Source organism: Chryseobacterium sp. X308 (assembly GCF_020733145.1).
Taxonomy (GTDB): Bacteria; Bacteroidota; Bacteroidia; order Flavobacteriales; family Weeksellaceae; genus Chryseobacterium; species Chryseobacterium cupriresistens.
Map to the genome: position 1 here is coordinate 51,344 of NZ_JAJFZH010000020.1, position 23,518 is coordinate 74,861.

The 23,518-nt window shown below is 36.5% G+C and carries 23 protein-coding genes and 3 tRNA genes; 11 read left to right on the plus strand and 15 right to left on the minus strand.

Features of this window, described 5'->3' with window-relative positions; all coding sequences use genetic code 11:
• Nucleotides 1-27: 27 nt before the first annotated feature.
• Genes LIV57_RS18380 through LIV57_RS18390 form a run of 3 tightly spaced genes read right to left on the minus strand, consistent with a single transcriptional unit; the run spans nucleotide 28 to nucleotide 3,275 of the window.
• Complete coding sequence (locus tag LIV57_RS18380) at nucleotides 28-930, minus strand: GLPGLI family protein (protein ID WP_227943776.1); 903 nt, start codon at nucleotides 928-930, stop codon at nucleotides 28-30.
• A 57-nt stretch (nucleotides 931-987) separates the two neighbouring features.
• Nucleotides 988-2,904, minus strand: a complete 1,917-nt coding sequence (locus tag LIV57_RS18385; protein ID WP_227943777.1) for a M56 family metallopeptidase — start codon at nucleotides 2,902-2,904, stop codon at nucleotides 988-990.
• Nucleotides 2,905-2,909: 5 nt separating this feature from the next.
• Complete coding sequence (locus tag LIV57_RS18390; RefSeq protein WP_202838784.1) at nucleotides 2,910-3,275, minus strand: BlaI/MecI/CopY family transcriptional regulator; 366 nt, start codon at nucleotides 3,273-3,275, stop codon at nucleotides 2,910-2,912.
• Between the two features lie 335 nt (nucleotides 3,276-3,610).
• Here LIV57_RS18390 and LIV57_RS18395 point away from each other — a divergent pair, with 335 nt between their 5' ends.
• Nucleotides 3,611-4,192, plus strand: coding sequence for a hypothetical protein (locus LIV57_RS18395; protein WP_227943778.1), 582 nt, complete (start codon nucleotides 3,611-3,613; stop codon nucleotides 4,190-4,192).
• Between the two features lie 346 nt (nucleotides 4,193-4,538).
• Here the strand turns inward: LIV57_RS18395 and LIV57_RS18400 are convergent, their stop codons facing one another.
• The gene (locus LIV57_RS18400) at nucleotides 4,539-4,985 is read right to left on the minus strand and encodes a GNAT family N-acetyltransferase (protein WP_227943779.1); all 447 of its coding nucleotides are present in this window, start codon (nucleotides 4,983-4,985) and stop codon (nucleotides 4,539-4,541) included.
• A 184-nt stretch (nucleotides 4,986-5,169) separates the two neighbouring features.
• Between LIV57_RS18400 and LIV57_RS18405 the strand changes: the two genes are divergently transcribed.
• Together LIV57_RS18405 and LIV57_RS18410 are read left to right on the plus strand one after the other, a co-directional pair.
• Nucleotides 5,170-5,883, plus strand: coding sequence for a 2OG-Fe(II) oxygenase (locus tag LIV57_RS18405; RefSeq protein ID WP_227943780.1), 714 nt, complete (start codon nucleotides 5,170-5,172; stop codon nucleotides 5,881-5,883).
• 27 nt (nucleotides 5,884-5,910) lie between these two features.
• Nucleotides 5,911-6,159: an Ada metal-binding domain-containing protein gene (locus LIV57_RS18410; RefSeq protein WP_227943781.1), complete on the plus strand. Its 249-nt coding sequence runs from the start codon at nucleotides 5,911-5,913 to the stop codon at nucleotides 6,157-6,159.
• 85 nt (nucleotides 6,160-6,244) lie between these two features.
• On the opposite strand, the gene LIV57_RS18415 is transcribed toward LIV57_RS18410, so the two are convergent.
• From LIV57_RS18415 to LIV57_RS18425, 3 genes are all read right to left on the minus strand, one after another.
• Nucleotides 6,245-6,317 (minus strand) — tRNA-Met (locus LIV57_RS18415).
• 38 nt (nucleotides 6,318-6,355) lie between these two features.
• Nucleotides 6,356-6,428, minus strand: a tRNA-Met gene (locus LIV57_RS18420).
• A gap of 38 nt (nucleotides 6,429-6,466) precedes the next feature.
• A tRNA-Met gene (locus tag LIV57_RS18425) sits at nucleotides 6,467-6,539 on the minus strand.
• Nucleotides 6,540-6,640: 101 nt separating this feature from the next.
• Here LIV57_RS18425 and LIV57_RS18430 point away from each other — a divergent pair.
• The 8 genes from LIV57_RS18430 (at nucleotide 6,641) to LIV57_RS18465 (ending at nucleotide 13,699) form a co-directional block, all read left to right on the plus strand.
• Complete coding sequence (locus tag LIV57_RS18430) at nucleotides 6,641-7,252, plus strand: L-threonylcarbamoyladenylate synthase (RefSeq protein WP_227943782.1); 612 nt, start codon at nucleotides 6,641-6,643, stop codon at nucleotides 7,250-7,252.
• Between the two features lie 65 nt (nucleotides 7,253-7,317).
• Entirely contained in the window at nucleotides 7,318-8,019 is a 702-nt protein-coding gene (locus LIV57_RS18435) for a CPBP family intramembrane glutamic endopeptidase (protein ID WP_227943783.1), read from the plus strand.
• Nucleotides 8,020-8,023: 4 nt separating this feature from the next.
• On the plus strand, nucleotides 8,024-8,782 hold the full coding sequence (gene yaaA / locus LIV57_RS18440; protein ID WP_227943784.1) for a peroxide stress protein YaaA: 759 nt from the start codon (nucleotides 8,024-8,026) through the stop codon (nucleotides 8,780-8,782).
• A complete protein-coding gene (gene prmC / locus LIV57_RS18445; protein WP_227943785.1) occupies nucleotides 8,783-9,631 on the plus strand; it encodes a peptide chain release factor N(5)-glutamine methyltransferase in 849 nt (282 codons plus the stop codon). It abuts the gene before it with no gap.
• Between the two features lie 29 nt (nucleotides 9,632-9,660).
• Entirely contained in the window at nucleotides 9,661-10,683 is a 1,023-nt protein-coding gene (locus LIV57_RS18450) for a serine hydrolase domain-containing protein (protein WP_227943786.1), read from the plus strand.
• 2 nt (nucleotides 10,684-10,685) lie between these two features.
• Entirely contained in the window at nucleotides 10,686-11,045 is a 360-nt protein-coding gene (locus LIV57_RS18455) for a DUF4180 domain-containing protein (RefSeq protein ID WP_202838774.1), read from the plus strand.
• A gap of 532 nt (nucleotides 11,046-11,577) precedes the next feature.
• Nucleotides 11,578-12,150, plus strand: coding sequence for a hypothetical protein (locus LIV57_RS18460; protein WP_227943787.1), 573 nt, complete (start codon nucleotides 11,578-11,580; stop codon nucleotides 12,148-12,150).
• Between the two features lie 7 nt (nucleotides 12,151-12,157).
• Nucleotides 12,158-13,699 carry a lectin-like domain-containing protein gene (locus LIV57_RS18465; RefSeq protein WP_227943788.1) on the plus strand — a complete coding sequence of 514 codons (1,542 nt, stop codon included), beginning with the start codon at nucleotides 12,158-12,160 and terminating at the stop codon, nucleotides 13,697-13,699.
• A 14-nt stretch (nucleotides 13,700-13,713) separates the two neighbouring features.
• On the opposite strand, the gene LIV57_RS18470 is transcribed toward LIV57_RS18465, so the two are convergent.
• The 8 genes from LIV57_RS18470 to LIV57_RS18505 all read right to left on the minus strand — a co-directional run bounded on the left by LIV57_RS18470 (nucleotide 13,714) and on the right by LIV57_RS18505 (nucleotide 23,385).
• Nucleotides 13,714-14,754: an NAD-dependent epimerase/dehydratase family protein gene (locus LIV57_RS18470; RefSeq protein ID WP_227943789.1), complete on the minus strand. Its 1,041-nt coding sequence runs from the start codon at nucleotides 14,752-14,754 to the stop codon at nucleotides 13,714-13,716.
• Nucleotides 14,700-15,485, minus strand: coding sequence for an SDR family NAD(P)-dependent oxidoreductase (locus LIV57_RS18475; protein ID WP_227943790.1), 786 nt, complete (start codon nucleotides 15,483-15,485; stop codon nucleotides 14,700-14,702). Before LIV57_RS18475 ends, LIV57_RS18470 begins: the two co-directional genes overlap by 55 nt.
• A gap of 159 nt (nucleotides 15,486-15,644) precedes the next feature.
• Complete coding sequence (locus LIV57_RS18480) at nucleotides 15,645-16,733, minus strand: helix-turn-helix domain-containing protein (protein ID WP_227943791.1); 1,089 nt, start codon at nucleotides 16,731-16,733, stop codon at nucleotides 15,645-15,647.
• Between the two features lie 30 nt (nucleotides 16,734-16,763).
• A complete protein-coding gene (locus tag LIV57_RS18485) occupies nucleotides 16,764-17,405 on the minus strand; it encodes a rhomboid family intramembrane serine protease (protein ID WP_137905634.1) in 642 nt (213 codons plus the stop codon).
• A 37-nt stretch (nucleotides 17,406-17,442) separates the two neighbouring features.
• Nucleotides 17,443-20,034, minus strand: a complete 2,592-nt coding sequence (locus LIV57_RS18490) for a DNA gyrase/topoisomerase IV subunit A (RefSeq protein ID WP_227943792.1) — start codon at nucleotides 20,032-20,034, stop codon at nucleotides 17,443-17,445.
• Nucleotides 20,009-20,455 (minus strand): hypothetical protein, encoded by a 447-nt coding sequence (locus LIV57_RS18495; protein WP_227943793.1) that lies wholly within the window; start codon nucleotides 20,453-20,455, stop codon nucleotides 20,009-20,011. The genes LIV57_RS18490 and LIV57_RS18495 overlap by 26 nt, the downstream gene beginning before the upstream one ends.
• A 168-nt stretch (nucleotides 20,456-20,623) precedes the next feature.
• A complete protein-coding gene (locus tag LIV57_RS18500) occupies nucleotides 20,624-22,510 on the minus strand; it encodes a DNA topoisomerase IV subunit B (protein WP_227943794.1) in 1,887 nt (628 codons plus the stop codon).
• A 323-nt stretch (nucleotides 22,511-22,833) separates the two neighbouring features.
• Nucleotides 22,834-23,385, minus strand: a complete 552-nt coding sequence (locus tag LIV57_RS18505) for a DUF2867 domain-containing protein (protein WP_227943795.1) — start codon at nucleotides 23,383-23,385, stop codon at nucleotides 22,834-22,836.
• Nucleotides 23,386-23,518 lie beyond the last annotated feature (133 nt).

Here is a 23,518-nt window from a genome sequence, read left to right on the forward strand (position 1 = left end):
TCCTGCAGATATTAGAAAATATAATTTTTAATTTACCAGATCCGGTTCAATCGGATTGTTATCTTTTTTTAGGGCTTCTTTAGTATTTTTTTCTATTTCCCTAAGTACCTGATTGGGATCTGAGATTTCTTTGCCGCCTTCTGTTCTCAGCTTGAAACTAAATTTGGTATTGCCATCACCATTTTTCATCAACATTTCTCTCATATTCTTTGCCGGATCATTTACATAAGCCTTCCATACTTTTTTGAACTGATCTTTTGTGACTTCCAGTTCTTTTCCGCCTATTCCCAACACTTTTACATGATCAGGCATCTGCATTTCCGAGTCAGCAGCCGGAGTATTAATCGTTTTATTGCCTATCATCGTCATGATATGAGATCCGGTGGTGTCCTCAATCTTTACGATGAGACCGGGAAGACCGTAAAAGACATAAGGCCCATCCTGAAAAGGAAGATCTGTCGTAAACCAGGCTATCCATTCCCTTCCTCCAAAGCTGGCAGTGGCTTTCTGAGCCTGATACGCTCCTATTTTTTGTTTCTCGGGCAATATCTTCCATTCCGGTTTCTGATCTTCTTTTATTTTATATTTATCTGTGGAAATGCTTCTGAAAAGATAAGTTTTAAAATCCGGGTATTGTTTGGTTACTTTATAGGAAACCTGCCCCGGCCTTTCTCTTTTGTTGATACTGATATTTCCGCTGCCTGCTTTCAATTGTTTTTCAAGTTCTGCTTTTCCGGTGGAATCTGCTACAAACTTATCACGGCTGTAATAGCTTGATCCGTTTTTATCGATATCGAGCATCATCATTTCCGTCTTTACATCTTCCTTATTATTGGAATCCGGAATAAACTTGTATTCATAAAAAAACCTGTTGACCTGTGCACTGACAAGCCCACCCAGAAATAAAAAAAATAGAATTTTACTTTTCATAATGTATGTTTAAAAAAAGGCTTTGCCAATCTGAAACTGACAAAGCCTGATGGAACTTTATTTCTTTGTTTCAATTCTTATTTCCCCTTGCTTAACATCTCCTTTTTTCTGAGTATTGACATTAACTTTCGATATATTACTTGTATCCAATGAGTTAACATCGTCCTTAGAAACTTCCCTTCCGTCAATATAATACTTGTATTGTACATCATCATTACCGCTTATTCTGAAATTTTTCACCCCATTCATGGCAATATTTCCGTTGCCATCTTTTTTGATAAAATCAGCATTCATTACAATAACATCAGGTTTACCGTCAAATTTAATAAATGCTCCGTCTCTGAAGCTGACAGATCTTTTCTCTGCTTCTGCACGGGCTTTTTCAACTTGTTTTCGGATTTTTTCCCCATCAATTCTGATTCTTTCAGCCTTCACTCTGATTCTGTCTCCTTCGGCTCTTGCTGTTTCACCTTCTACTCTGGCTTTTAAAGCTTCTTTCATCGCATCTCTGGCTTCTGCCATTGCTTTGCGTACTTCTTCTTTTTCTTTAGCGCTCAGATCCTTATAGTAAACGGTGTTATTATTTTTAAAATAAACTACTTTGGGAGCTTTAGGAGCCTTTGGGGCAAGTGGAGCTTCTGGAGCTATTGGCGCCAGAGGTGCATCCGGTGCATTAGGCGGTGTGGGCGGAACGATGTCTTTTACCGCTCTTGCAGCCTCTCTTCCCGCTTTTTTAGCTGCTCTTTTTATTTTGCGAAGTTCTTTCTTATCAAGAGGATCCATATTTTCAAGCTCCTTCATCTGATTTTTCCATTCAGCAGAATTGAAATATTTATCAACTTCAACTTTGGCAGCGACCTCTCCAATCTCTGATGCCAGATTACTTATTTCTTCAATTTTATCACTGAAGGCATCACTTTCCGGATCCAATCCATCCAGCTCCTTCTCTTTTTCTTTTATCTTCTTTTCAAGATCAGTTAATTTTTTGTGTTCACCGGGTGATAAGGTTTTTAATTCCGGGATATTTCCCTGAACCGATTTTTCAGGTCTGATGGTATCTTTTTTGATTTCTGAAACTGCTTTTTTAATAGAAAGATTGGTTTCTTCGATTTCTCTGTTCTTCGCATTTACCAGATAAGCAAACGCTACGGTAAATAAAACCGGTAATGCAAGAATTCTTCGCGCATATCCGAACTTGGTTTTTGGTTTTTGTAACATCTTAAGTCTTTTTTTAAGGTTTGAACTTAGAAACGGACTGGCAGCAGGCAACTGTGTTCCGGAAAAGTGGCTTGCTAAAAGCATCTGCGCAAATGCTTTGGTGTCCGACTGCTGTACGGCTTTTTTATCCGCCAGGTATTCGTGGATGAGATTAATTTCTTTTTTGATGATATGAAAAAACGGATTGAACCAGAAAACAGAAGTAATAATCTCGATAAAGATCTTATCAAAGGAATGTTTCTGCTCAATATGTACCATTTCATGCTTTAAAATCTGTTTTCCGATATCAGAATGCAGGGTAATTGTATTCTTCCAGAACAGGTTTTTAAAATAGGAAAACGGAGCTTCATTAAGGTCTGTACGGTAAAAGTTGATCCCGTCAAAGCTTTCTTTCTGAAATTGATTTTTAAACTGCTGGATTTTAAAAATCCCATACAGCAGCCTTCCTAGAAAATAGAAAGAAACCAGTCCCAGAGCTGAAAAAATAATGTTAAAATAAAGGTTACCATTGTTTATATTTTTTTCTGAATTAAAATTCTGAATCTTGTCAAGAAGCATATACATATCATTATTCACCTCTATCGTAAAATCATCTACTCGGATGAGCGGCAATAACAGGGATATCACAATTGCTGCCAGCAGATAAAATCTGTTATAATGATGGAATGTCTTGTCCTTTAAAGACAATTGATAATACAAAAATGTTACACCTGAACATAAAATAATTTTTCCAAAGTATAAAAGTATTGCTTCCATAGGTCCTAGTCTTTATTTTTGAGTTCATCCAATAGCATCTCAAGATCTTCTACCGTCATTTCATTTTTTTCTACCAGAAATGAAACGGCACTTTTGTAAGAGCCTTTGAAATAGTTCTTTACAAGACTTTTCATGGTTTTCCCGGAATACTGTTCTTTTGAAACCAGCGGAAAATACTCATGCTGTCTTCCATGTACACGATAGTCTACAAATTCTTTGTCTTTCAACACTTTTAAAATGGTAGATACCGTATTGGTGTGGGGCTTGGGTTCCGGAAAAAGATCAAGAACATCCTTAAGAAATCCTTTTTCTATCTTCCATAAATACTGCATTACCTGTTCTTCTGCTTTTGTTAAAGTCTGAATTTTCATATCCTGTTCATTTATCATTTATCGTGATATAAACCTTTTGACTTCTATATCACTAAGAACTTAGTTATACAAATGTAGAAATAAAATTGAATCAAACAACTATTTTTTTAGTGATAAGTACCAGCAAAACATTAAACGCTTGATAATCAATTAAATAAAAATAGTTAAAATATATTAAATTTTTAAGAGAGTGAAAATATAGCCTGCTTAATTGATAGAAAAAGTAGCAATTCAGAGGTAAATTCTTAAAACTTGTTAAATTTTATTAAATAAAATTAAAATGAATTTGTTTTAACCGGGAAATTATATTTATTTTAGTGCTTTAAAAATTTCTCATGAAAAGATATAATTTACTGATTGTACTATTACTGCTTATTTTTAATGTTACTACAGCACAAAAGAAGGGTTCTCCTGCTGCCGATCTTAGCATACTGAAAGATACAAAATCAAAAATCGAAGCTACCGTTCCATTGGTTATTCAACATCTTCAGACGATCGCTACAAAAGAAGGCGATAATAATATTGTGAATAACGGAAAGATTGCTTTGGGTAGAGAATATGGTATTGTAGAATCTGAATGGTTTTTATACAGAAACAACATGAAAAACTGTATCCTGAACAATTCATCTAAAAAAGCTAAGAAATGTATGGAATACCATAACAATATGATGAGAGGAACAATGATCAATTACAACAATTATATTACCAACCTTACAAGAAAAAACGGATATCTTGGAGTTGAAGGAGATACAAAATTCGATTTCAAACCTGCTGATATCGCTACAAAACTAAGTGAAGCTTATTTCAATGCGAATGATGCTGCAGGCAGAATGAAAGCGGATCAGAAAAGAGACTTTCTGGGACAGACGATGTCTGATGACAACAAGCTTACTCCTTACACTCAACTAGCTCAATAATATTTACATATATTTTAACAATACAAAAAGAGAATGACGATCGTCATTCTCTTTTTGTATTCAAAAGCAAAAAATCTCCGCCGGAAAAAGCAGTTTTGTGGTACTAATCATAAAACCTTGGGGAAAAAGTAGAAAATAGGCAGAGATTTTTTTGCATACGCTCTACAGATCAACTGTCCTACCCATGATCTGTAAGAGCTTTACAAAAATAGGATTATACCCTTCTGCTGGCTGAAAATACCTGTAGAATTAAACGTTCAGAACTGTAGAACTAATACTACTTGTCCTTATAGAAGTAAAAGTAGCTGAAAAAGCTGCGGTATGATCAGTACTGAATAGCCTTATTCTACTTCCACCAGTGGTAGTAATTATGTAGTCCGTCATATTCAAACCCACAGCGCGGGTACAATGTGTTTCCTATATCATTCGTTTTTTCGGTTTCAAGCATAAGTCCACAAGCTCCTGTCTCTTCACACCATTGTTTACTTCGGTCAATTAATGCCACGGAAAACCCTTTTCCTCTATAGTCCGGATGAACAAACAGATCACTTAACAGCCATTGTTTTTGCAATTTGGTATAGTGAAATAATTTGTAAAGCTGCACGAATCCTACTGCTTTGTCCTCTGCTATTACAAGAAAAATATCAGATTCACTATTTAAAAACCTTTCTTTGAGAAAAGCCTTCCCCTTTTCAACATCTGATTCCTGTCTGTAAAAAACACGATAAAGATTGAACAATTCAGCTGTTTCATCAAGATCCTCAAGACTTGCCTTTTTAATAATGTAATTCATCGTTATATCTATTTTATTAACAGAGCAAAGGTAGCCTTAAACAGGACCAGTGGTATCATCCAGAAATATATTAAATCAATAGGCCAGATATTTTATAACTCTTTATTCATCTATAAAAATACCGCATGTTTCGGATTGTATTGTTCTGAAGAACTGTAGATTTTTGCAGAATAAAATCAAAACAATGAAAGATATCATTCATACAATCAAGAATATTGACTGGGAAAGCCTTACGGAAACAATGCATCAAAACGGCTATGCCATCATTCATGATCTGCTGTCTGAAAATGAATGTGAGATGTTAAAATCGGATTATGATCATCCAGCTTTTTACCGGAAAACAGTTGTCATGGCCAGACATCGTTTCGGATTGGGTGAATATAAATATTTTAACTATCCATTGCCTGAAATTATTCAAACCATACGAAAAACTATTTATCCTTATCTGGCTCCTGTTGCCAATGCATGGTTTAAAGCTTTACAAATAGACACCCAGTTTCCTTCAGATCATCAGGAATTCTTAGACCAATGTCATCTTAACGGGCAGCAAAAAGCGACGGCTTTAATTTTAAAATATGGAAAAGGCGGATTCAATACGCTGCATCAGGATTTATATGGAGATATTTATTTTCCCATTCAGATTGTTTTAATGCTCAGCGAACCCGGCAAGGATTTTACGGGTGGTGAGTTTGTGCTTACCCAACAGATTCCCAGAGCTCAGTCAAAGGCTATTGTTCTGCAACCCCAAAAAGGAGATGTTCTTATTTTTACGACTCAGTTTAAACCAGAGAAAGGAACCAAAGGCTATTACAGGGTCAATATGAAACATGGCGTAAGTGAAGTTAAAGATGGAAACCGTTATGCTTTAGGTATTATTTTCCATGATGCAGCCAGTTAATTATTAAACGTTATCAATAGATGAATCATGATTCAGCATTCTCAACTATCATCTGAAAACCTTAGAAGTAAAATTCATAGCAAGGAAATTCGTTTTGGAGGAAATAAAAAACTGAAAATCTATGGATTGCTCAGCTGCCGCTCAGGAAAAAGAATGAAGAAAGAGAACAGGGTTTTCTTTGCAGATGAAAAAGAAGCATTACAAAACAATTACCGTCCGTGCGGTCATTGTATGAAAGAAGCTTATAAAAAATGGAAGGAAATGAATACTGATTAAATCAAATTTCCGTGGGCTTCATTTTGCCTACAATGGCCGGGAAATAAAAAGAGAAGCAATATGATATTGCTTCTCTTTCGTTTAGTAGCGGGAACCGGACTCGAACCGATGACCTTCGGGTTATGAGCCCGACGAGCTACCTACTGCTCCATCCCGCGGTATATTTTTAGAGTGTTTACCGAAAACACTTGCTTAGTAGCGGGAACCGGACTCGAACCGATGACCTTCGGGTTATGAGCCCGACGAGCTACCTACTGCTCCATCCCGCGGTGTATTTTTAGAGTGCTTACCGAAAGCACTTGCTTAGTAGCGGGAACCGGACTCGAACCGATGACCTTCGGGTTATGAGCCCGACGAGCTACCTACTGCTCCATCCCGCGATATTGGATTGCAAAGGTACGAATAATTTTTACAAATCCTAATTTTTCTTTTAAATAAAGGACTTTTATAAAAACTATTTTATTATTTGTATCTTTGTTTTATGGCAAAAATATTAAAAATTTATCCAGAGAACCCACAGGAAAATCTTGTGAATGAGGTTATTAAAACATTAAACAATGGCGGGCTGATTATCTATCCTTCTGATACGATTTATGCTTTAGGCTGTAATATTTTTGATATAAAAGCCATGGAAAAGCTGGCTCAGCTTAAAAAAATGAAGCTTGACAAGTCTAAATTCTCAATTATCTGTAATGATCTCAGCCATCTTTCTGACTTTACAAGACCTATTGATACGTCAGTTTTCAGATTTCTGAAAAGCCATCTTCCCGGGCCGTTTACCTTCATTCTTGAAGCCAACAAAAGTTTACCTTTAGCCTATAAAGGCCACAAAACAATTGGTATCCGTGTTCCGGATCATCCGATTCCGCAGCTTATTGTTGAAAAACTGGGCCATCCCATAGCATCCACTTCCATTAAAGATGATGATGAAATTATCGAATATTCTACCGATCCTGAACTTATTGCTGAAAAATATGATCATCTGGTAGATATCGTCATTGATTCAGGATATGGAGATAATGTAGCTTCTACTATTGTAGACCTTACTTCAGGAGAACCGGAAATCATCCGTCAGGGAAAAGGGATCATTTAATTCAAAGTTTAAAGTTCAAAATTTAAAGTTTAAAGTTTAAAGTTCAAGGTTTAGGATACTGAATTATGAATCTTACCGGGAAATATGCTGTAGGAATTTTACTCACTTTTGTTATTTTAGCGGCAGCGATGCTCTATTCTTTTCCTGCTGTTACCACAATAACGGGAATAAGAGGAATTACAGAAACCAATTTCTTTCTCAGCAGAATTATACTATGGATAGTTCTTATCACTGTATTTTTATACAATGTCTTTATTGAGAAAAGTGCTTTTTTTCTTAAAAAGGAGAAGAAATATTCCGCAACATTTTACATCGAAACTGTTGTGAGCTTATATTTTATCTGTCTGATTGGCGGAGCGATTCTGAATGCAGTCGTCATGTTCGTTACACAGGAAAAAATGAGTGAGAAGCTTCTCAACCTTGTTCCCATTCTTAGAAATAATTATTTTTTAGTTATTTTTACATGCCTTACGGCTGCTATTGTAGAGGAATTTCTGATGCGGGGCTATATCCAGCCCAGGATTGAAAAAATCTATAATAACCCGACAGTTGCCATTGTTATTTCAGCTGTCTTATTTGGAATTCTGCACAGCACTTACGGTACCATAAGCCAGGTACTTGGTCCTTTTTTTATCGGAGTCGTGTTTGCTGTATTTTATAAACGCTATTCAAATATTAAAATTCTGATCATCTGTCATTTTATGATTGATTTTATTGCAATGATGGTCATGAATTGTATTGATATTAAACACTTATCTGTATTTTAACATTATGAAAATTATAACATCTCCTGCCAAATTAATGAACACGGAAAATTCAACGGATCTGTTGAAAACCACTACTCCCAAATTCATTGAAGATGCAGCATTGATACAATCTTATTTAAAAGAAAAATCTCCTAAGTACCTTTCCGAGCTTATGGAAATATCCCCAAAGCTTGCTGATGAAAACTGGGAAAGAAATCAAAAATGGAAGTCCAAACCTACAGCAAAAGAATCTGCTCCTGCAATGTTTGCCTTTACAGGAGAGGTTTACAGAGGTCTTGATGCTAAAACACTGGATAAAAATGCTGTAGATTACCTTCAAAAAAACTACAGAATCCTTTCCGGGCTTTACGGTCTACTGAAACCATCTGATAAAGTAATGCTTTACAGACTTGAAATGGGCCGTCCTTTTGAATTTGAGCAATATAAAAACCTATACGAATTCTGGAGAGAAAAGATTACAGAGCAGTTGAATGCTGAGATGAAAAAAGGAGAAATCCTCCTTCACCTTGCCAGCAACGAGTATGGAAAAGTAATCGACAGAAAAAAACTGAATCACAAAGTCATTGATTTTGATTTTTATGAATTAAAAGACGGAAAACTGAAGACCATCGTTGTATATACAAAACATGCCAGAGGTCTTGTGGTCAGATTCTGTGCAGAAACCAATGCCAAAACACTGGAGGATGTAAAAGCATTCAACTATGAGGGATACAGAATTGATGAAGAGAAGTCTACAGATACAAAACTGGTTTTTACAAGATAAATGACAATCTCAGCATTTAAAAAATATTTCAAAACAGAACTTTCCGATCTTTATACAGACTCGGAAAGTGTGTTTTTATCGTCTTTATTCATTCATCAAATCGTAGGTTTCGATTCATTTCAGCAAAGAAGATTTGCTGAACAGGAGCTTCTGACTGATGATAAGGAAAAACTGTGTTTTCTCGTTTCAGAACTTAAAACCGGAAGACCTTATCAGCAGATATTAGGAGAAACAGAATTTTACGGAATGAAATTCTTTGTGGATGAAAATGTTCTGATTCCCCGCCCTGAAACAGAAGAATTATTGGAAATTGCTATCAGGGAGATTAAAGGTTCAGAGTTTAAACTTCAAGGTTTAAAGATTTTGGATATAGGAACCGGAAGCGGAGTTATTCCATTGGTTTTAAAGAAACATTTCCCGGAAGCAGAGGTTTCATCTATTGATTTTTCTGAGAAAGCTTTGAAGACAGCCCAAAGAAATGCAGAGTATCACCAATTGGAAATCCGGTTCATCCATGCCGACTATCTTAATTTTGATCTGGCTGAAAACTATGATATCATTATTTCAAATCCGCCGTATATAGGAATTGAGGAGGAGATTGAAATTGCTGATTCTGTGAAAGAATTTGAACCTAAAATGGCCCTTTTCTCCCCTACTTCGGATGCTTTGATCTTTTACAGAAAAATTGCGGAAGATGCTGAAAAGTATTTGAATGAGAACGGACTTTTGTTTCTTGAAATCAATCAGAAACTGGGTCCTGAAACGCTGGAATTGTACCTGGATTTTTCTAAAGCTCAATTATTGAAGGATTTATCTGAAAATGACCGATTCATTTATGGAAGGAAATAAGTAATTTTGTTTTCATACACACCTAACCTATGAAAACTTTACTATGGAACATCTTTATTTGTCTTTCACTGATTATGCAACTGGTATCCTGCCAAAAGCATCCTCGGGATGTGGTGAGTAAATATTATAGTAAAGGAAAGTTCAACGGTTCCGTTTTGATTGTGAACAACGGCAGGATTGTTTGCGATACGGCTTTGGGTTTCCGCAACTTTGAAAAGGGGCTGAAAACAGATAAAAATACCTCATTTTATATTGCATCCCTCAGTAAACCCATCACTGCAGCAGCTATTATCATGCTGGAGCAAAAAGGTTTATTGAAGTTTGATGATAAAGCGTCCCGGTTTATAAAGCTTCCCGAATATGCCAGAAACATTACGATCAGACAGCTTTTGCATCATACTTCAGGAATCAGGGATTATGAAAACCTGTTTTCTAAAAGAGGATTAACGAATCAGGAGGTAATAAACTGGCTGTTTGATCTTAAAAATCTTGATTTTGTTCCGGACAGCAAATTTAAGTACAGCAATACCGGATATATTATTCTTTCCCTGATTATTGAAAAGGTTTCAGGTAGATCATACAGTACATTCATCAATGAACAGATTATTTCTCCATTAAAAATGAATAACACATATGTGTATGAACATGGGACAGTTATTCACAATAGAGCATCGGGATATAATGAACAAAAGCAGCCTGATGATTATTCAATTTTAACAATCGGTGACGGTGGAATCTACTCTACTCCTGAAGATCTCTATAAATTTGATCAGGCTTTACGAAACTATTCTTTTATTAATAAAGAAAATATCAGTATGATGTATTCTCCTTTCCAGTTATCTGACGGACAAATATCAAATTACGGCTTTGCATGGTACATAGAGAATAAAAATGGAGGAAAATCAGCAATGCATACAGGTGGCCTGAACGGTTTTAAAGCTTTATTCTGGAGAGATTTGCAGCATAACAGCTGTATTATTGCACTTACCAATCAGGGAGATGCATTTCTGCCAGGCAACTTTCTACATGACATAAAAAAAACAATACGATAAACATGATTATTCAGCAACACGAAATCAATTCTATAAAAATTGCAGAAATTATTTCTGACGACATCATTATCCGGTCTGCACAAGACGGGTTGGACCTTATGGGAAATATCTATTATCAGGGGTTTGACAAAGTTATTCTTCACGAAAAAAATATTACTCCTGAATTCTTTGATTTAAAAACAAAAATTGCCGGAGAAATTCTCCAGAAGTTTTCAAACTACCGCATAGGATTGGCTATTGTTGGCGATTTCAGTAAGTATGAAAGCAAAAGTATGAGGGATTTTATTTTTGAAAGTAATAAAACAAATCACATTAATTTTGTACAAGCATTGGAAGATGCTTTAGCTAATTTTTCAAAATAGTCTATTTTTCAATTCTTTAGATACAAAAACGGAAATTTTTTCTTCAATTTGAGCTGTCACTGCCTCAACATCATTTGTTTTTTTAATTTCTTACCACAATACAAAGATGTACATAATAAAAATAATCTTATTGATTGGTAAGCTTGTGTAAAAATTCAATACAAATTACATTAATCATTAAGAGAAGACTAGAATTAATTCTATAACCATAAACATCTGAACATTTCTTTGTACATTTGCAAAAAACACGAGGGAATATGAATCTTACTTATTTAAGAGCTTATACGGCTACATAATCATTTAATTTTTCGACCACCCAGGTAGGTATAGGATATTTCTTTATGAAACATACTTGCTATATCTGTTGATGAGCTTTTGAACAAAAGTCTCGTCTGGCTATTATTTGAGCAAAACAATTCATTGTATTAATGGACTTGTTGGTTATATCTATTGCCTTTATAAAATTAAGCCTTATAAAGATTTCTTCCTGTAAAAAACAAAAACACACACAAATAAAAATTATTAAGACATCATGATTAAAAAATTATTTCTACCAATCGTTTTTGCAAGTTCGTTTTCTTTAGCTCAAGTAGGGATTAATACCTCTACCCCTGACCAGAGTGCGATTCTGGATGTTTATAGCCAAAATAAAGGGATGCTGATACCCAGACTTACTACATTACAAAGAGATGCCATTGCCAATCCTGCCAACTCGCTTCTTATCTACGATACTGATAAGAAATGTTTAAGTCAGAATATCGGTACTCCTCTCAAGCCGGACTGGCTTTGTATCAGCAGCAATGCCGTAAAAATGTTTTATATGCCTAGTGTTTCTTTTGACACTTCCATCACAGCCACTGGCCGGACTAAAGATTTGTATACATTGTATAAAACCCAGTTTGGATCTCCAAAAGCAAAGAGTACCAGTGCTCCAGCTTCTATTCCTTTTTTCCCGTCCAGTAAAGATCTGTACTATTATGTAACCGATGCTGACCCTAATGTATTCAGTAATATTTCTATTTCTGATGACGGAGTTATGACTTATGATGTAAAAGCTGCAGCTACTGACTGTTCTTTTATCAATATTGTTTTTGTTGTTAAATAATCGAGTTATGATAAACAGCAGCTCAATTTTACGGTACAAAAGGTTTTTGTTTACCTTTTCCTTATTTGCCTGTTCTCAAAATATCCAGGCTCAGAACGAACAGGGAACGGGTTATCCTTATTTTGTAAACTTTACTCAGGGATTACAGCCCCAGGAAGCCTATAAGGTAGCTACCAGCGGTGTTCAGAATGACGCAACCTTTACCACAGACGGGCTAAGGCTCACCCGAAGTGTGAATAATATTTCAGGAGGAGTGATATTGGCGGATAAAATATTCAAAAGTGATCAGGGAATCAAGTTTGAGTTTGAATTTGCCATTTATGGAGGAAATACCAACGGAGGAGATGGAATTTCCATATTCCTGGTAGATGGTTCTATTCCTAAAGATCAGCTTAACCTCGGATATTTTGGTGGAGGATTAGGATATAGTTTTGTACGCGGAGGAGAATCTACGGAAGGACTGAGAGGTGGTTACCTGGGAATAGGCCTGGATGAATACGGAAATTTTAAAACAAGTTTTAACCAAACTGAAAGGATCAGAAACGGAATATTTGGGGTGGGACTGGCAGATGGACGCAGCAACGTTTCATTAAGAGGAAAGCGTGGAAACCAATATCTATCTTCTGCTGAGCCTGCAGGATATAACGGTTATCCGCTGCTTTACAGTATTGCCACCAATGCTTTACCAACCAGCAGCAACCGATCTGCTTATCTGGATACGGCAACAGGGAAATATATCGGGATTAAAAATACAGCACTTCAACAGTTCAGCATCGAAAGTGGCGGAACTACAATTCCTCAAAACGAAAATGATGCAAGATTCCGTAAAGCATATGTTACCCTTGTCCCCAATCCGGCCGGCGGGTACAATATAACCCTGGAAATCCAGCACGGAACGGTGAAAGAAAAAGTGATTGACAATTATTACTACCCTACTTCACTGAAATATACCGAGACTACCATTTCCAACACTACGGTAAGGACTCTGGATACTTCGCCTCCTTCTACTTTCAGAATTGGATTTGCAGCATCTACCGGAGCTGCTAAAAATATACATTTACTGAAAAATCTAGGGGTTACAAGACCTTATGCTGCTGAAGTAACAGATGATTTGTTTGCAGGCTGTCCGGGGATAAAGTCAACGTATTATCCTTTGCTTAATGATGCGGCTTATTCTTCAGCAAATGGCCAGAATCCTCCAACCCTTTCCTATAATAACCTGGATTTTAATTCATTTCGTTTTTTAGATAATAACGGAGCTGTAATTCCCAATATAACAGGCGGTGTCTACACCAATAGCCAGGGAACATGGACCTATTTCCCAACTACCGGAGCGCTTTCTTTCAAACCTGCGGCGGGATTCACAGGAGTAGCCCAGATACAGTATGATATTAAAGGAGGTGGAAGCAATGGTACTGAAGCACCTTATAATAGTGAAGAATACAGATCATTGCCGGCATTGGTACAGGTTAATATTTCAACTGCCAATAACTGCAGCAAAGCCTGCGTTATTTCCAATAAAAATGTAACTCAGAAAATAACAAGATAACCTAAAACCAGCTTTTAAGAGCTGGTTTTTTTATTATTTACGGGGTTTTCAATAAAATACCGGACAGCATCCTCAATTGCCCTATCAACAGATTGATATTGAATTCCCAATTCGTCTGCTGACTTCTGATTAGAATAATAATTGTAAATCTGCAGTGCTTTCATATTGGGGGTACTGAGGTTTGTTTTTATTTTTAATGTTCTTAAACCATCACCAATTAACCCAAGGAGACTCAAAAGTGTGTTGGGAATAGCAATCATAACCGGGTTCTGACTGGTAATCCGGTTTACTTTTTTAAAAAACTCTCTGTAGGTCAGATTTTCATTGGCCAGGAGATATTTTTCTCCGGTTCTTCCGTATTCAACAGCATTTACTATTCCATTGGCTGCATCTTCCACATGTACAAAGTTCTTACCTCCTTTCGGATAAAATACCAGTTTCTTTTTCCAGGCCCAGAAGATTATTTTCCCGGAACTTGGCTTGCTGTCATATGCTCCGATCATCAAGGTTGGATTAACAATAATAACCTCTGTGTTCTTACTATTCTTTAAAAGATAATCTTCCGCAGCCTGCTTGCTTTGAGCATACAATGAATGGGTAAAAGGATAGATTTGCGGCGCTTTTTCACTTCCGCGGGATGCGCTGTTTCCAAATCCTAAGGTATTGGCTGTACTCACAAACAAAAACTTTTTTACGCCCATCAATTCTGCATGGGTAAAGAGATTTACAACGGCCTCGTAATTCACTTTTCTGTATTCATCATAACGGATAAGATTCTGACGTGTTTCTGCTGCCACATGAATAATACAGTCAATATCAGTCAGGTGCCCAGAAATATCGCACAGAAGATCCGCTTCCACAAGCTTCAGATTTTCGTTTTCTTCGCCCAGCCAGCTGCTTTTCTTACGCACCAGAGCAATAACAGAATAACCATTTTGTAATAATTTAAGGATAACATTAGTTCCCAGAAGCCCTGTTGCTCCGGTTACACATACTTTTTTCATGCTTTGATCTCTCTTTTTATAGCCTGGGTCATCAATGGCAGCTTGATCCATATGGGTAAAATTTTCATCACCAGCCAGCTGATTGGGTTCACCATAATTACGGAATCTTTTTTAAATAATTGCCGGATGCAGTATGAAGCTACTTTATCAGGATTCAAAAGTGTTAATCTTCCCATAAGACCTTGCTTTTCTATTCTTTCACAAACATCCTTATTGGTCTTCATTGCCCCGGGGTTCACAACACTTACAAAAACATTGGTATCTTTCAGTTCTTCATGCAGTCCTCTTGAAAATGAATGGATAAAACTTTTAGAAGCTGGATATACTGTTTTAAAACCAATCGGAGAAAAAGCAGCCATACTTGAAACATTCAGGATATAGGCTTTGGGTTGTTTTAAAAGATTGGGAAGCAGCTGATGCGTGATCAGTGAGGTGGCCGCCACATTCACCTGTAGAATAGTGTTGATATAATCCGACGAGGCTTCCGTAAATTTTTTTGTTCCCCCAAGCCCTGCATTATTAATCAGAATATGAATATTAAAAGAACGGTTGAGCCACTCTGTAAGCTTCATTACATTTTCATTAACAGAAAGGTCTGTTTCATAGTAATGAGCCTTTATATCATACTTTTTCTCCAGCTCTCCGGATAATTCTTTGAGATCCTGATCCGGAAGACTTATAAGAATGACATTTATTTTTTGTTTTGCAAGATGTTCAGCAAATGATTTTCCAAGTCCCTGGCTTGCACCCGTGACGACCGCGTATGATTCTTTGGTATCCATAAGTTTAAATTGTATGGTACAAAGCTATCGTAAAGGGGATGTCTGAATGTTCCGGGTTATCTGAACGAACTGATTTTAAGAAGGGAAAATCAAAACAAACAACTCTATGAAAACCAATTATTTAAAATAAATAAAAAGTAAAAGTTTATAAACCTGAACTTATTTTCTGAACTCAGATGGTGTTTGTCCGGTCACTTTTTTAAAGGTTGTATTGAAAGAGGTTTTAGAATTGAATCCGGCTTCATAGGCAATCCCCAAAACAGACAATTTACTGTTGGGCTCTTTCAGAAGCTTTTTGGCATACTCTACCCTAAACTCATTGACGTATTGGAAGAAGTTTTTTCCGAAGCCTGTATTGATAACATAAGAAAGATGATGGGTAGAAACGGACAGCATTTCAGCAAGCTTGATCAGGTTAAGTTCACTGTCAAGATAAGGTTTCTGAAGCTCCATGATTTCTTCCAGCAAGGTTTTAATCTTTAATAATTCTTCATCGGATATCAGTTTTTTCTTTACTTCTTCCGGACCGGAATCTTCATCAATAGAGATCAGCTCCTGTCTTTGTTTTTCTTCTAACGGATAAATTTCCTTCTGCTTCAGAGAATAGTATCCCACGCAGTAGATAACGGATAAAAAAACCGCATTGATAAAGAAATTCAGTGATTTCGGATCATAGAACAGATTATAAATCACATAGATAATATTCACAATAAGAAGTACCAGAATGATATATTCCAACCAGTTCAGATTGATTCCTTCGGTATTGGATGAGAACTGCTGAATTTTCTTCCGATGTTTTCTGATGGTAATATAGGAAAGTCCCGTATAAAAGAGAGCCTGGATCAGGATCAGAATAATACTGAGATATTCAAATGGTTTTTCATACCCTGATTTTACCAGTATCAGACACAGCACAAAAGCTGCAGGAAGTATCAAAAATCTACAATCTTTGGTTTTAAAAGTAAAAGAAGGATTAGTATAGAACAGTACACTAAAATAAAAAACAACAGGGGTAAAAAACTGAATAACTCTGACTAAAAACAGGGAGTGGAACTCTATTACTGAACCGGTAATGAGAAACAGCACTTCATCCAGCCAGAAGGTAGACCATAAAAAGAGAAATATCCCGAACCAGAAATTAGCCTTATGGTTTACTTTTAAGGGGTTGGCCAGCTTCAGCAGAGAAAGCAAAACCAATGAACCATAGATAAGTATCACGATGAAACTGTTTAACTCTGATGTGTTCATTGGTTTTGATATTTGATTATAAATAGTCTTTTATCCTATTCGCTTTCTTACAAAAATTTCATATCCTAAATAGATGAGCGGAAGTGACATGATTCCCAGGAAAAGAATATTGCTCATGGCCAGCTGCGGATGCATTACAATAGAGTAAACCAATCCGAAAAACGCTCCCCCAAGGTGAGCAGCATGCCCCAGGTTGTCCCACTGCTTTGGATTCAGCATCATGTATACAGAATATCCGAAATACAGTGTTCCGAATAACCATCCCGGCAAAAAGTTGACACTGATCTCATTCGGAGCCATAGCTATGGAGGCAAAAATAATTCCGGAAACCGCTCCTGATGCTCCAATTGCAGAATACCAAGGCTGTTTTTTATAAATCTGCAGGCTGAATAGGTTTCCAAGGATCATGGATCCGAAATAAAGAATCAGGAATCCTATTTCTCCAAAGAAACTAATAACCACGCCCTGGAAAAAATACAGGGAAAGCATATTAAAAAACAAATGCATAAAGTCTGCATGCAAAAACGCAGAGCTGATCAGCCTTACATATTCTTTACGATTCGCAATCGCTCCGACGTTGAATTTATATTTTTCAAATAATGCTGTGTTATTGAAACCCATGTAGCTAAAAATACATGTGGCTGCAATGATAATGATAACAACTATATCCATTATGTTCTTTTATGTTATAACTGAATAAACATGTGATCTATTCATTTTCATTATTCCCGTTATCCTGGAAAAGATCTCCGATCATTCCTCCGTCTTCATCGGTTTCGCCGGCAGGTTCGGGATCTTCGTATACTTCAGGCTCTTCTTCTGCCGGTTCAGGAATGGTAATATTGATGGCTTTTACTTTGAACTTTGTAAACTGGTTTCCGATGGCTTTTATTCCTTTTACCGCTATGAACTCATCAATATTTATCGTTTCAGGATCGCGTTCTTTTCCTTTATCTTTTGCAAAAATAATTTCTGCAGTGGCATCATTGGCAACAATTACATTTTCAATGAATGATTTCGGATGTTCAGATGGCATAAAAGTCTGTACATTAACTGTATTTTCCAGTAAGAATCTCTTAATGAAATAAATATCTTTTTCTCCATCATAATAAATACAGGTAATCGGCTGTGCAGGTCTCCATTTTTCCAATACCAGGTATTCATCATCAAAACGGTTGCCAAGATCAAAAGATACCAGTTTTACTTCCCCGTTTGTATTGATGGTCAGAATTTTATCATCTCCTTTGAAGCTTCCCAGCAGTGTTCCTCTTGCATCGGCATTCAGTCTTCTTACCGTATCATCAAACCAGATTTTTCTAGGGGCCAGAGTAGAAACTCCTTCTTCCTTCATATCTACTTTCTTGACAGCGTACTTAGTTACCAGATTTCCTTTGGAATCGCGGCCTTTGATAGCCAGATCGGAGAAGTTAATCTCCATTTTGTTCTTTCTGATTCTAGGGTTTGGTTTTAAAAGCACGGTTACCGTTTCTGCCTCTCCATTAGGGTTGGCTGAGAAATAGAGTGTTTCAGAACCCTTTTTATCAGAAGCTAGCGGATAATCTGTATTTCGGGTTACTCCGGTTACGGAGAATCGTTTCATATAATAAGGTCCTTCCCTGCCTTCACGGTAGATCATATTATACACTGTCCTTTTATCGTTTTTCTTCCATACGGCAACATGAAGGATATCTTTTCCGATGAAAGTTTTCGCTTCCACTTTTACAACCTTCATACTTCCGTCTTTTCTGAATGTGATGATATCATCAATGTCAGAACAGTCGAACAAATACTGATCTTTTTTCAAAGATGTCCCGATAAAGCCTTCTTCGAAATTCGCATAGAACTTTTCATTGGCTACGGCTACTTTTGTAGCATCAATGGTATCAAAGATTCTGAGTTCAGTCTTCCTTTGTTTGTCTTTACCGTATTTCTTCTGAATATTTAAGTAATACTCAATGGCATAAGCGATCAGGTTAGCCAGGTTGTATTTCACCTGTTCTATTTTACCTTCCAGCGAAGCGATATTTTCCTTAAACTTATCCAAATCGAATCTTGAAATTCTCTTGATTCTGATCTCTGTCAGTTTTAAGATATCTTCTTCTGTAACGGCTCTTAAAAGATGTTTGGTATGCGGTTTTAATCCTGCATCAATGGTCTTCAGTACATCTTCCCAGGTTTTTACCTCTTCAATATCGTGGTAGATTCTGTTTTCGATGAAAATTCTTTCCAGTGAAGAGAAATGCCAGCTTTCCTGAAGCTCATGAAGCTCAATTTCCAATTCTTTCTTCAGCAATGAAACTGTATGATCTGTATTCGTTTTCAGAATATCGGATACCGTAAGGAACATAGGTTTATCCCCTACAATCACACAGGCATTGGGAGAGATGGTCACCTGACAGTCCGTAAATGCATAAAGAGCATCAATAGTTTTATCCGGTGAAACATCGTTATGGATATGAATAAGGATTTCTACTTTGTCTGAAGTATTGTCCTCAATTTTTTTGATTTTGATCTTTCCTTTCTCATTGGCTTTTAAAATAGAGTCAATAAGATCAGTGGTTGTTTTAGAATATGGAAGTTCAGAAATCACCAATGTATGCTTATCTGTCTGGGTAATTTTGGCTCTTGCTCTTACTTTTCCTCCTCTTTGACCATCATTATATTCAGAAACGTCGAGATAACCGGCTGTTAAAAAATCCGGATACAGTTCAAATTTCTTACCTTTCAGGTAGGCTACAGAGGCATTGATAAGTTCATTAAAGTTATGAGGAAGTATTTTGGTGGAAAGCCCTACTCCAATACCTTCTACTCCCTGTGCAAGAAGCAGCGGGAATTTTACCGGTAAATCGATAGGTTCATTGTTTCTTCCGTCATAAGACTTTGTCCATTCTGTAGTTTTAGGATTAAATACTACTTCCAGAGCAAAAGGGGTGAGTCTTGCTTCAATATATCTCGCAGCGGCTGCGGAATCTCCTGTATAGATATTACCCCAGTTTCCCTGTGTATCTATTAACAACTCTTTCTGCCCGATCTGCACCATGGCATCTGTAATGGAAGCATCACCGTGCGGGTGATATTTCATGGTATTTCCCACGATATTGGCCACTTTGTTGTAACGGCCGTCTTCCAGCTCCCGCATGGAGTGCATAATTCTTCGTTGAACGGGTTTTAAACCGTCATATATTGAAGGGATAGCTCTATCCAGAATTACATAGGAAGCATAATCAAGAAACCAGTCTTTGTAGAGACCGGAGACTTTTTTTAAGCTTTCACCCTCATGCGAATATTCTTCTGTCGTCATCTAGTTTATCTTTTTTCTCTTTATTAGTTTTCACTACTTTGTTCAGAGAGAGTTTTAAATCGTTTACTTGTTTTCTGTTCAAATAAGAGATCTGGTACTTCAGGATAGTAGAACCATTATTCTTACTTGAAACGGTGATGTATAATCTTTTGAAAAAGAGAATACTGACTACATCATATTTGATCAGCTTGTATTTTGGAAATTCGTCGTGAAGAGGCTTATCCAAAAACGGAATGATATTCCTGTTTTTAAAATTCAAAGCTTCTCCATCGCTGTCATATTCAAAAATCTGTCTTCCGCTGATGTAAAAGATAATCAGCAGCAGAGCGGGAACAATAATCAATAAATAACTTTCTTTACCCACTGCATTAAATCTATACTCATTAGCAGCAAATGCAATGATACCAAACGTGGTTATCATCAAAAGTAATGTGCATAAAAAATTATATACTGATGCTTTATTACGGTTACTTAGTCTCATTTTATTTTTTTGGGCTGTGTAAGTACTATAATTCCTACTTCATCCAAAGTTGTGCTTTTTTCAGTCTGCAATGGCTTTACAACCAGTTTTTTAAAGTTATAGTTTTTTTTAATTTTCTACTTCATCCAGGAGTTCTTTTTTATCAATATCTGTATCATCCTCTACCACAAGGTTTTCAAGAATAAAGGTCTGTCTGTCCGGAGTATTTTTCCCCATATAAAATTCCAGAAGCTGATCAATTGTCTGGTCTTTTCCTACTACTACGGGCTCCAGGCGGATATCTTTACCAATAAAGTGCTTAAATTCATCAGGAGAAATTTCTCCTAATCCTTTAAATCGCGTGATTTCAGGATTTTTCCCCAGTTCATTTAATGCTTTTACCCTTTCTATTTCTGTATAGCAATATCTTGTTTCTTTTTTATTTCTTACTCTGAATAACGGAGTCTGAAGGATATAAAGGTGTCCGTTTTTAATCAGATCCGGGAAGAACTGCAGGAAAAAAGTAATCATCAGCAAACGGATGTGCATCCCGTCAACATCGGCATCGGTAGCAATAATTACCTGATTGTATCTCAGGTCTTCCAGACTTTCTTCAATATTTAAAGCTGCCTGAAGAAGATTAAATTCTTCATTTTCATACACCACTTTTTTGGTAAGACCATAACAGTTCAGCGGTTTCCCCTTCAGTGAAAATACAGCCTGAGTTTCTACATCTCTGGATTTTGTGATCGATCCCGATGCAGAGTCTCCCTCGGTAATAAAGATCTGGGTATCTCCTTTTCTTTCGGCTTTCTGGTCGTTATAATGCTGTCTGCAGTCACGAAGTTTTTTATTGTGAAGAGATACTTTTTTTGCTCTTTCTCTGGCCAGTTTTTGAATTCCGGATAGTTCTTTTCTTTCTCTTTCGGAAATTAAGATTTTTCTTTGAATTGCTTCTGCTATTTCCGGGTTTTTGTGTAAGAAATTGTCCAGTTTACTCTTCAGGAAATCAATGATGAATGTTCTTACGGTAGGTCCGTTGGGTCCCATATCATTGGATCCTAACTTTGTTTTAGTCTGGGATTCAAAAACAGGTTCTTCCACGTTGATGGAAATTGCGGCAATGATCGACTTTCTGATATCAGAAGCATCAAAACTTTTATTGAAAAATTCACGAACTGTTTTCACATACGCTTCACGGAAAGCATTAAGGTGTGTTCCTCCCTGCGTTGTATTCTGTCCGTTAACGAATGAGAAATAGGTTTCTGTCTGTGATTTGTCGGAATGGGTAATGGCAACCTCAATATCATCATCCTTCAAATGAACAATCGGATAAAGGATATCGCTTTCCAGCTCTTCTTCCAACAAGTCTTTAAGACCGTTTTCAGAATAGTAGGTTTCACCGTTAAAGAGAATTTTAAGTCCCGGATTCAGGTAAGCATAGTTACGGAGCATTCTTTCGATATACTCTTTTCTGTACTTGAAATGCAGGAAGATCTCTCCATCAGGAATAAAAGAAATTTCAGTACCGTTTCTGTCAGACGTTTCTTTCTCGTCAAAGTTCTCCTTGATCATCCCACGGGAGAATTCGGCAGCTTTCATTTTTCCGTCACGGAAAGAACGGACTCTGAAATAATCTGAAAGGGCATTTACCGCCTTGGTACCGACCCCGTTCAGTCCTACAGATTTCTTAAACGCCTTACTGTCGTATTTACCTCCAGTATTCATTTTTGAAACCGCGTCTACCACTTTTCCTAATGGAATTCCACGACCAAAATCACGGATGGTAACTTTACCGTCATCCAGCTTTATTTCAATTCTTTTTCCTGCTCTCATCCTGAACTCATCAATAGAGTTATCAAGGATTTCTTTTAGCAGGATATAAATACCATCATCAGCGGAAGAACCATCACCGAGCTTCCCGATGTACATACCGGGGCGCAGACGGATGTGTTCCTGCCAATCGAGGGTTCTGATATTATCTTCGGAGTAGGTTGGATTTATTTCTTGTGACATATATGATTTCAGCAAACATACAAAAGTACAAAATTGTCCAAAATTATCCGAATTTTTTCAACTTGTTTTTTTCAATATTTCACTGCAATTATTGTATAATTAGTAATCAAATTATATATTTTACGAAATTATCAACATCATGTGAAAATTTTATTTACTTTCCTCACATTCTCTACAGTTTTATTCTTTTCAACATGTTTTTATCACAGACCCAGAGGAAGGTGAATAACCAACCGAGATATTGATTTATTATTAAACTTTATTAAGTTTATTCCTTAAAAAAAGACCATCCTGTTATGCGGATGGTTCTTTTATTTCAATATTTACACTGTATACAATTTCTTCTTTTCCAGCTGCCCGATTATATTTTTCAGCATAGCCGGAACAATCAGCTTATGGAAAGGACGAACGGGTAAAAAGTACAAAACGCCCCACCAGTTATGAAATTTTACCGTAGTAGATATAGTAAGTGAGTTTTGATTGACATCTTTACTATTTTTGTCAATTAAAAGAGAAACCCGGAAATCCAGATGTTTATCATCTTCTCCCAGAACAATTTCGTTACTGGTTTTATCAAAAATCTTAAAAAGTCCCGCTCGTTCACCAATTTCGCATTGGAAATCCTTCTCTGCTTGTTGCTTTTCATTTTCAGAACCTGTCTTTAAACCGAATAATCCCATTACTCTATTTCTGAAAGCAAACATTTTCTTTCCCCATTTTGGCCCGCTTGTAAAGAATGCTCTTCCTATTTCTGAGATATCGATATTTCCGCCACAGTCTGTAAGTTCTCCCTGAAAACTATCAATATAATCGAAATCTTTTTTTCCCTGAGATAAAACAGATTTTTCAGGAAACTTTGTCTTCTTAATCTTCATTGTCATTGTTTTTATGGTTGTTGTCTAACAAATGTAAGTATCTTTCCATTCATTTAAAAGGAAAATTTAAACAAATGTTTAGATTTATTTAATACTCTGAAACTGACTATTTAATTTACAATTTCCATCATTC

Bases quoted from the DNA above. Each gene is read 5' to 3' on its own strand.
- LIV57_RS18380 (WP_227943776.1), bottom strand. From the start codon at position 930: ATGAAAAGTAAAATTCTATTTTTTTTATTTCTGGGTGGGCTTGTCAGT.
- LIV57_RS18385 (WP_227943777.1), bottom strand. From the start codon at position 2,904: ATGGAAGCAATACTTTTATACTTTGGAAAAATTATTTTATGTTCAGGT.
- LIV57_RS18390 (WP_202838784.1), bottom strand. From the start codon at position 3,275: ATGAAAATTCAGACTTTAACAAAAGCAGAAGAACAGGTAATGCAGTAT.
- LIV57_RS18395 (WP_227943778.1), top strand. From the start codon at position 3,611: ATGAAAAGATATAATTTACTGATTGTACTATTACTGCTTATTTTTAAT.
- LIV57_RS18400 (WP_227943779.1), bottom strand. From the start codon at position 4,985: ATGAATTACATTATTAAAAAGGCAAGTCTTGAGGATCTTGATGAAACA.
- LIV57_RS18405 (WP_227943780.1), top strand. From the start codon at position 5,170: ATGAAAGATATCATTCATACAATCAAGAATATTGACTGGGAAAGCCTT.
- LIV57_RS18410 (WP_227943781.1), top strand. From the start codon at position 5,911: ATGATTCAGCATTCTCAACTATCATCTGAAAACCTTAGAAGTAAAATT.
- LIV57_RS18430 (WP_227943782.1), top strand. From the start codon at position 6,641: ATGGCAAAAATATTAAAAATTTATCCAGAGAACCCACAGGAAAATCTT.
- LIV57_RS18435 (WP_227943783.1), top strand. From the start codon at position 7,318: ATGAATCTTACCGGGAAATATGCTGTAGGAATTTTACTCACTTTTGTT.
- yaaA (WP_227943784.1), top strand. From the start codon at position 8,024: ATGAAAATTATAACATCTCCTGCCAAATTAATGAACACGGAAAATTCA.
- prmC (WP_227943785.1), top strand. From the start codon at position 8,783: ATGACAATCTCAGCATTTAAAAAATATTTCAAAACAGAACTTTCCGAT.
- LIV57_RS18450 (WP_227943786.1), top strand. From the start codon at position 9,661: ATGAAAACTTTACTATGGAACATCTTTATTTGTCTTTCACTGATTATG.
- LIV57_RS18455 (WP_202838774.1), top strand. From the start codon at position 10,686: ATGATTATTCAGCAACACGAAATCAATTCTATAAAAATTGCAGAAATT.
- LIV57_RS18460 (WP_227943787.1), top strand. From the start codon at position 11,578: ATGATTAAAAAATTATTTCTACCAATCGTTTTTGCAAGTTCGTTTTCT.
- LIV57_RS18465 (WP_227943788.1), top strand. From the start codon at position 12,158: ATGATAAACAGCAGCTCAATTTTACGGTACAAAAGGTTTTTGTTTACC.
- LIV57_RS18470 (WP_227943789.1), bottom strand. From the start codon at position 14,754: ATGGATCAAGCTGCCATTGATGACCCAGGCTATAAAAAGAGAGATCAA.
- LIV57_RS18475 (WP_227943790.1), bottom strand. From the start codon at position 15,485: ATGGATACCAAAGAATCATACGCGGTCGTCACGGGTGCAAGCCAGGGA.
- LIV57_RS18480 (WP_227943791.1), bottom strand. From the start codon at position 16,733: ATGAACACATCAGAGTTAAACAGTTTCATCGTGATACTTATCTATGGT.
- LIV57_RS18485 (WP_137905634.1), bottom strand. From the start codon at position 17,405: ATGGATATAGTTGTTATCATTATCATTGCAGCCACATGTATTTTTAGC.
- LIV57_RS18490 (WP_227943792.1), bottom strand. From the start codon at position 20,034: ATGACGACAGAAGAATATTCGCATGAGGGTGAAAGCTTAAAAAAAGTC.
- LIV57_RS18495 (WP_227943793.1), bottom strand. From the start codon at position 20,455: ATGATAACCACGTTTGGTATCATTGCATTTGCTGCTAATGAGTATAGA.
- LIV57_RS18500 (WP_227943794.1), bottom strand. From the start codon at position 22,510: ATGTCACAAGAAATAAATCCAACCTACTCCGAAGATAATATCAGAACC.
- LIV57_RS18505 (WP_227943795.1), bottom strand. From the start codon at position 23,385: ATGAAGATTAAGAAGACAAAGTTTCCTGAAAAATCTGTTTTATCTCAG.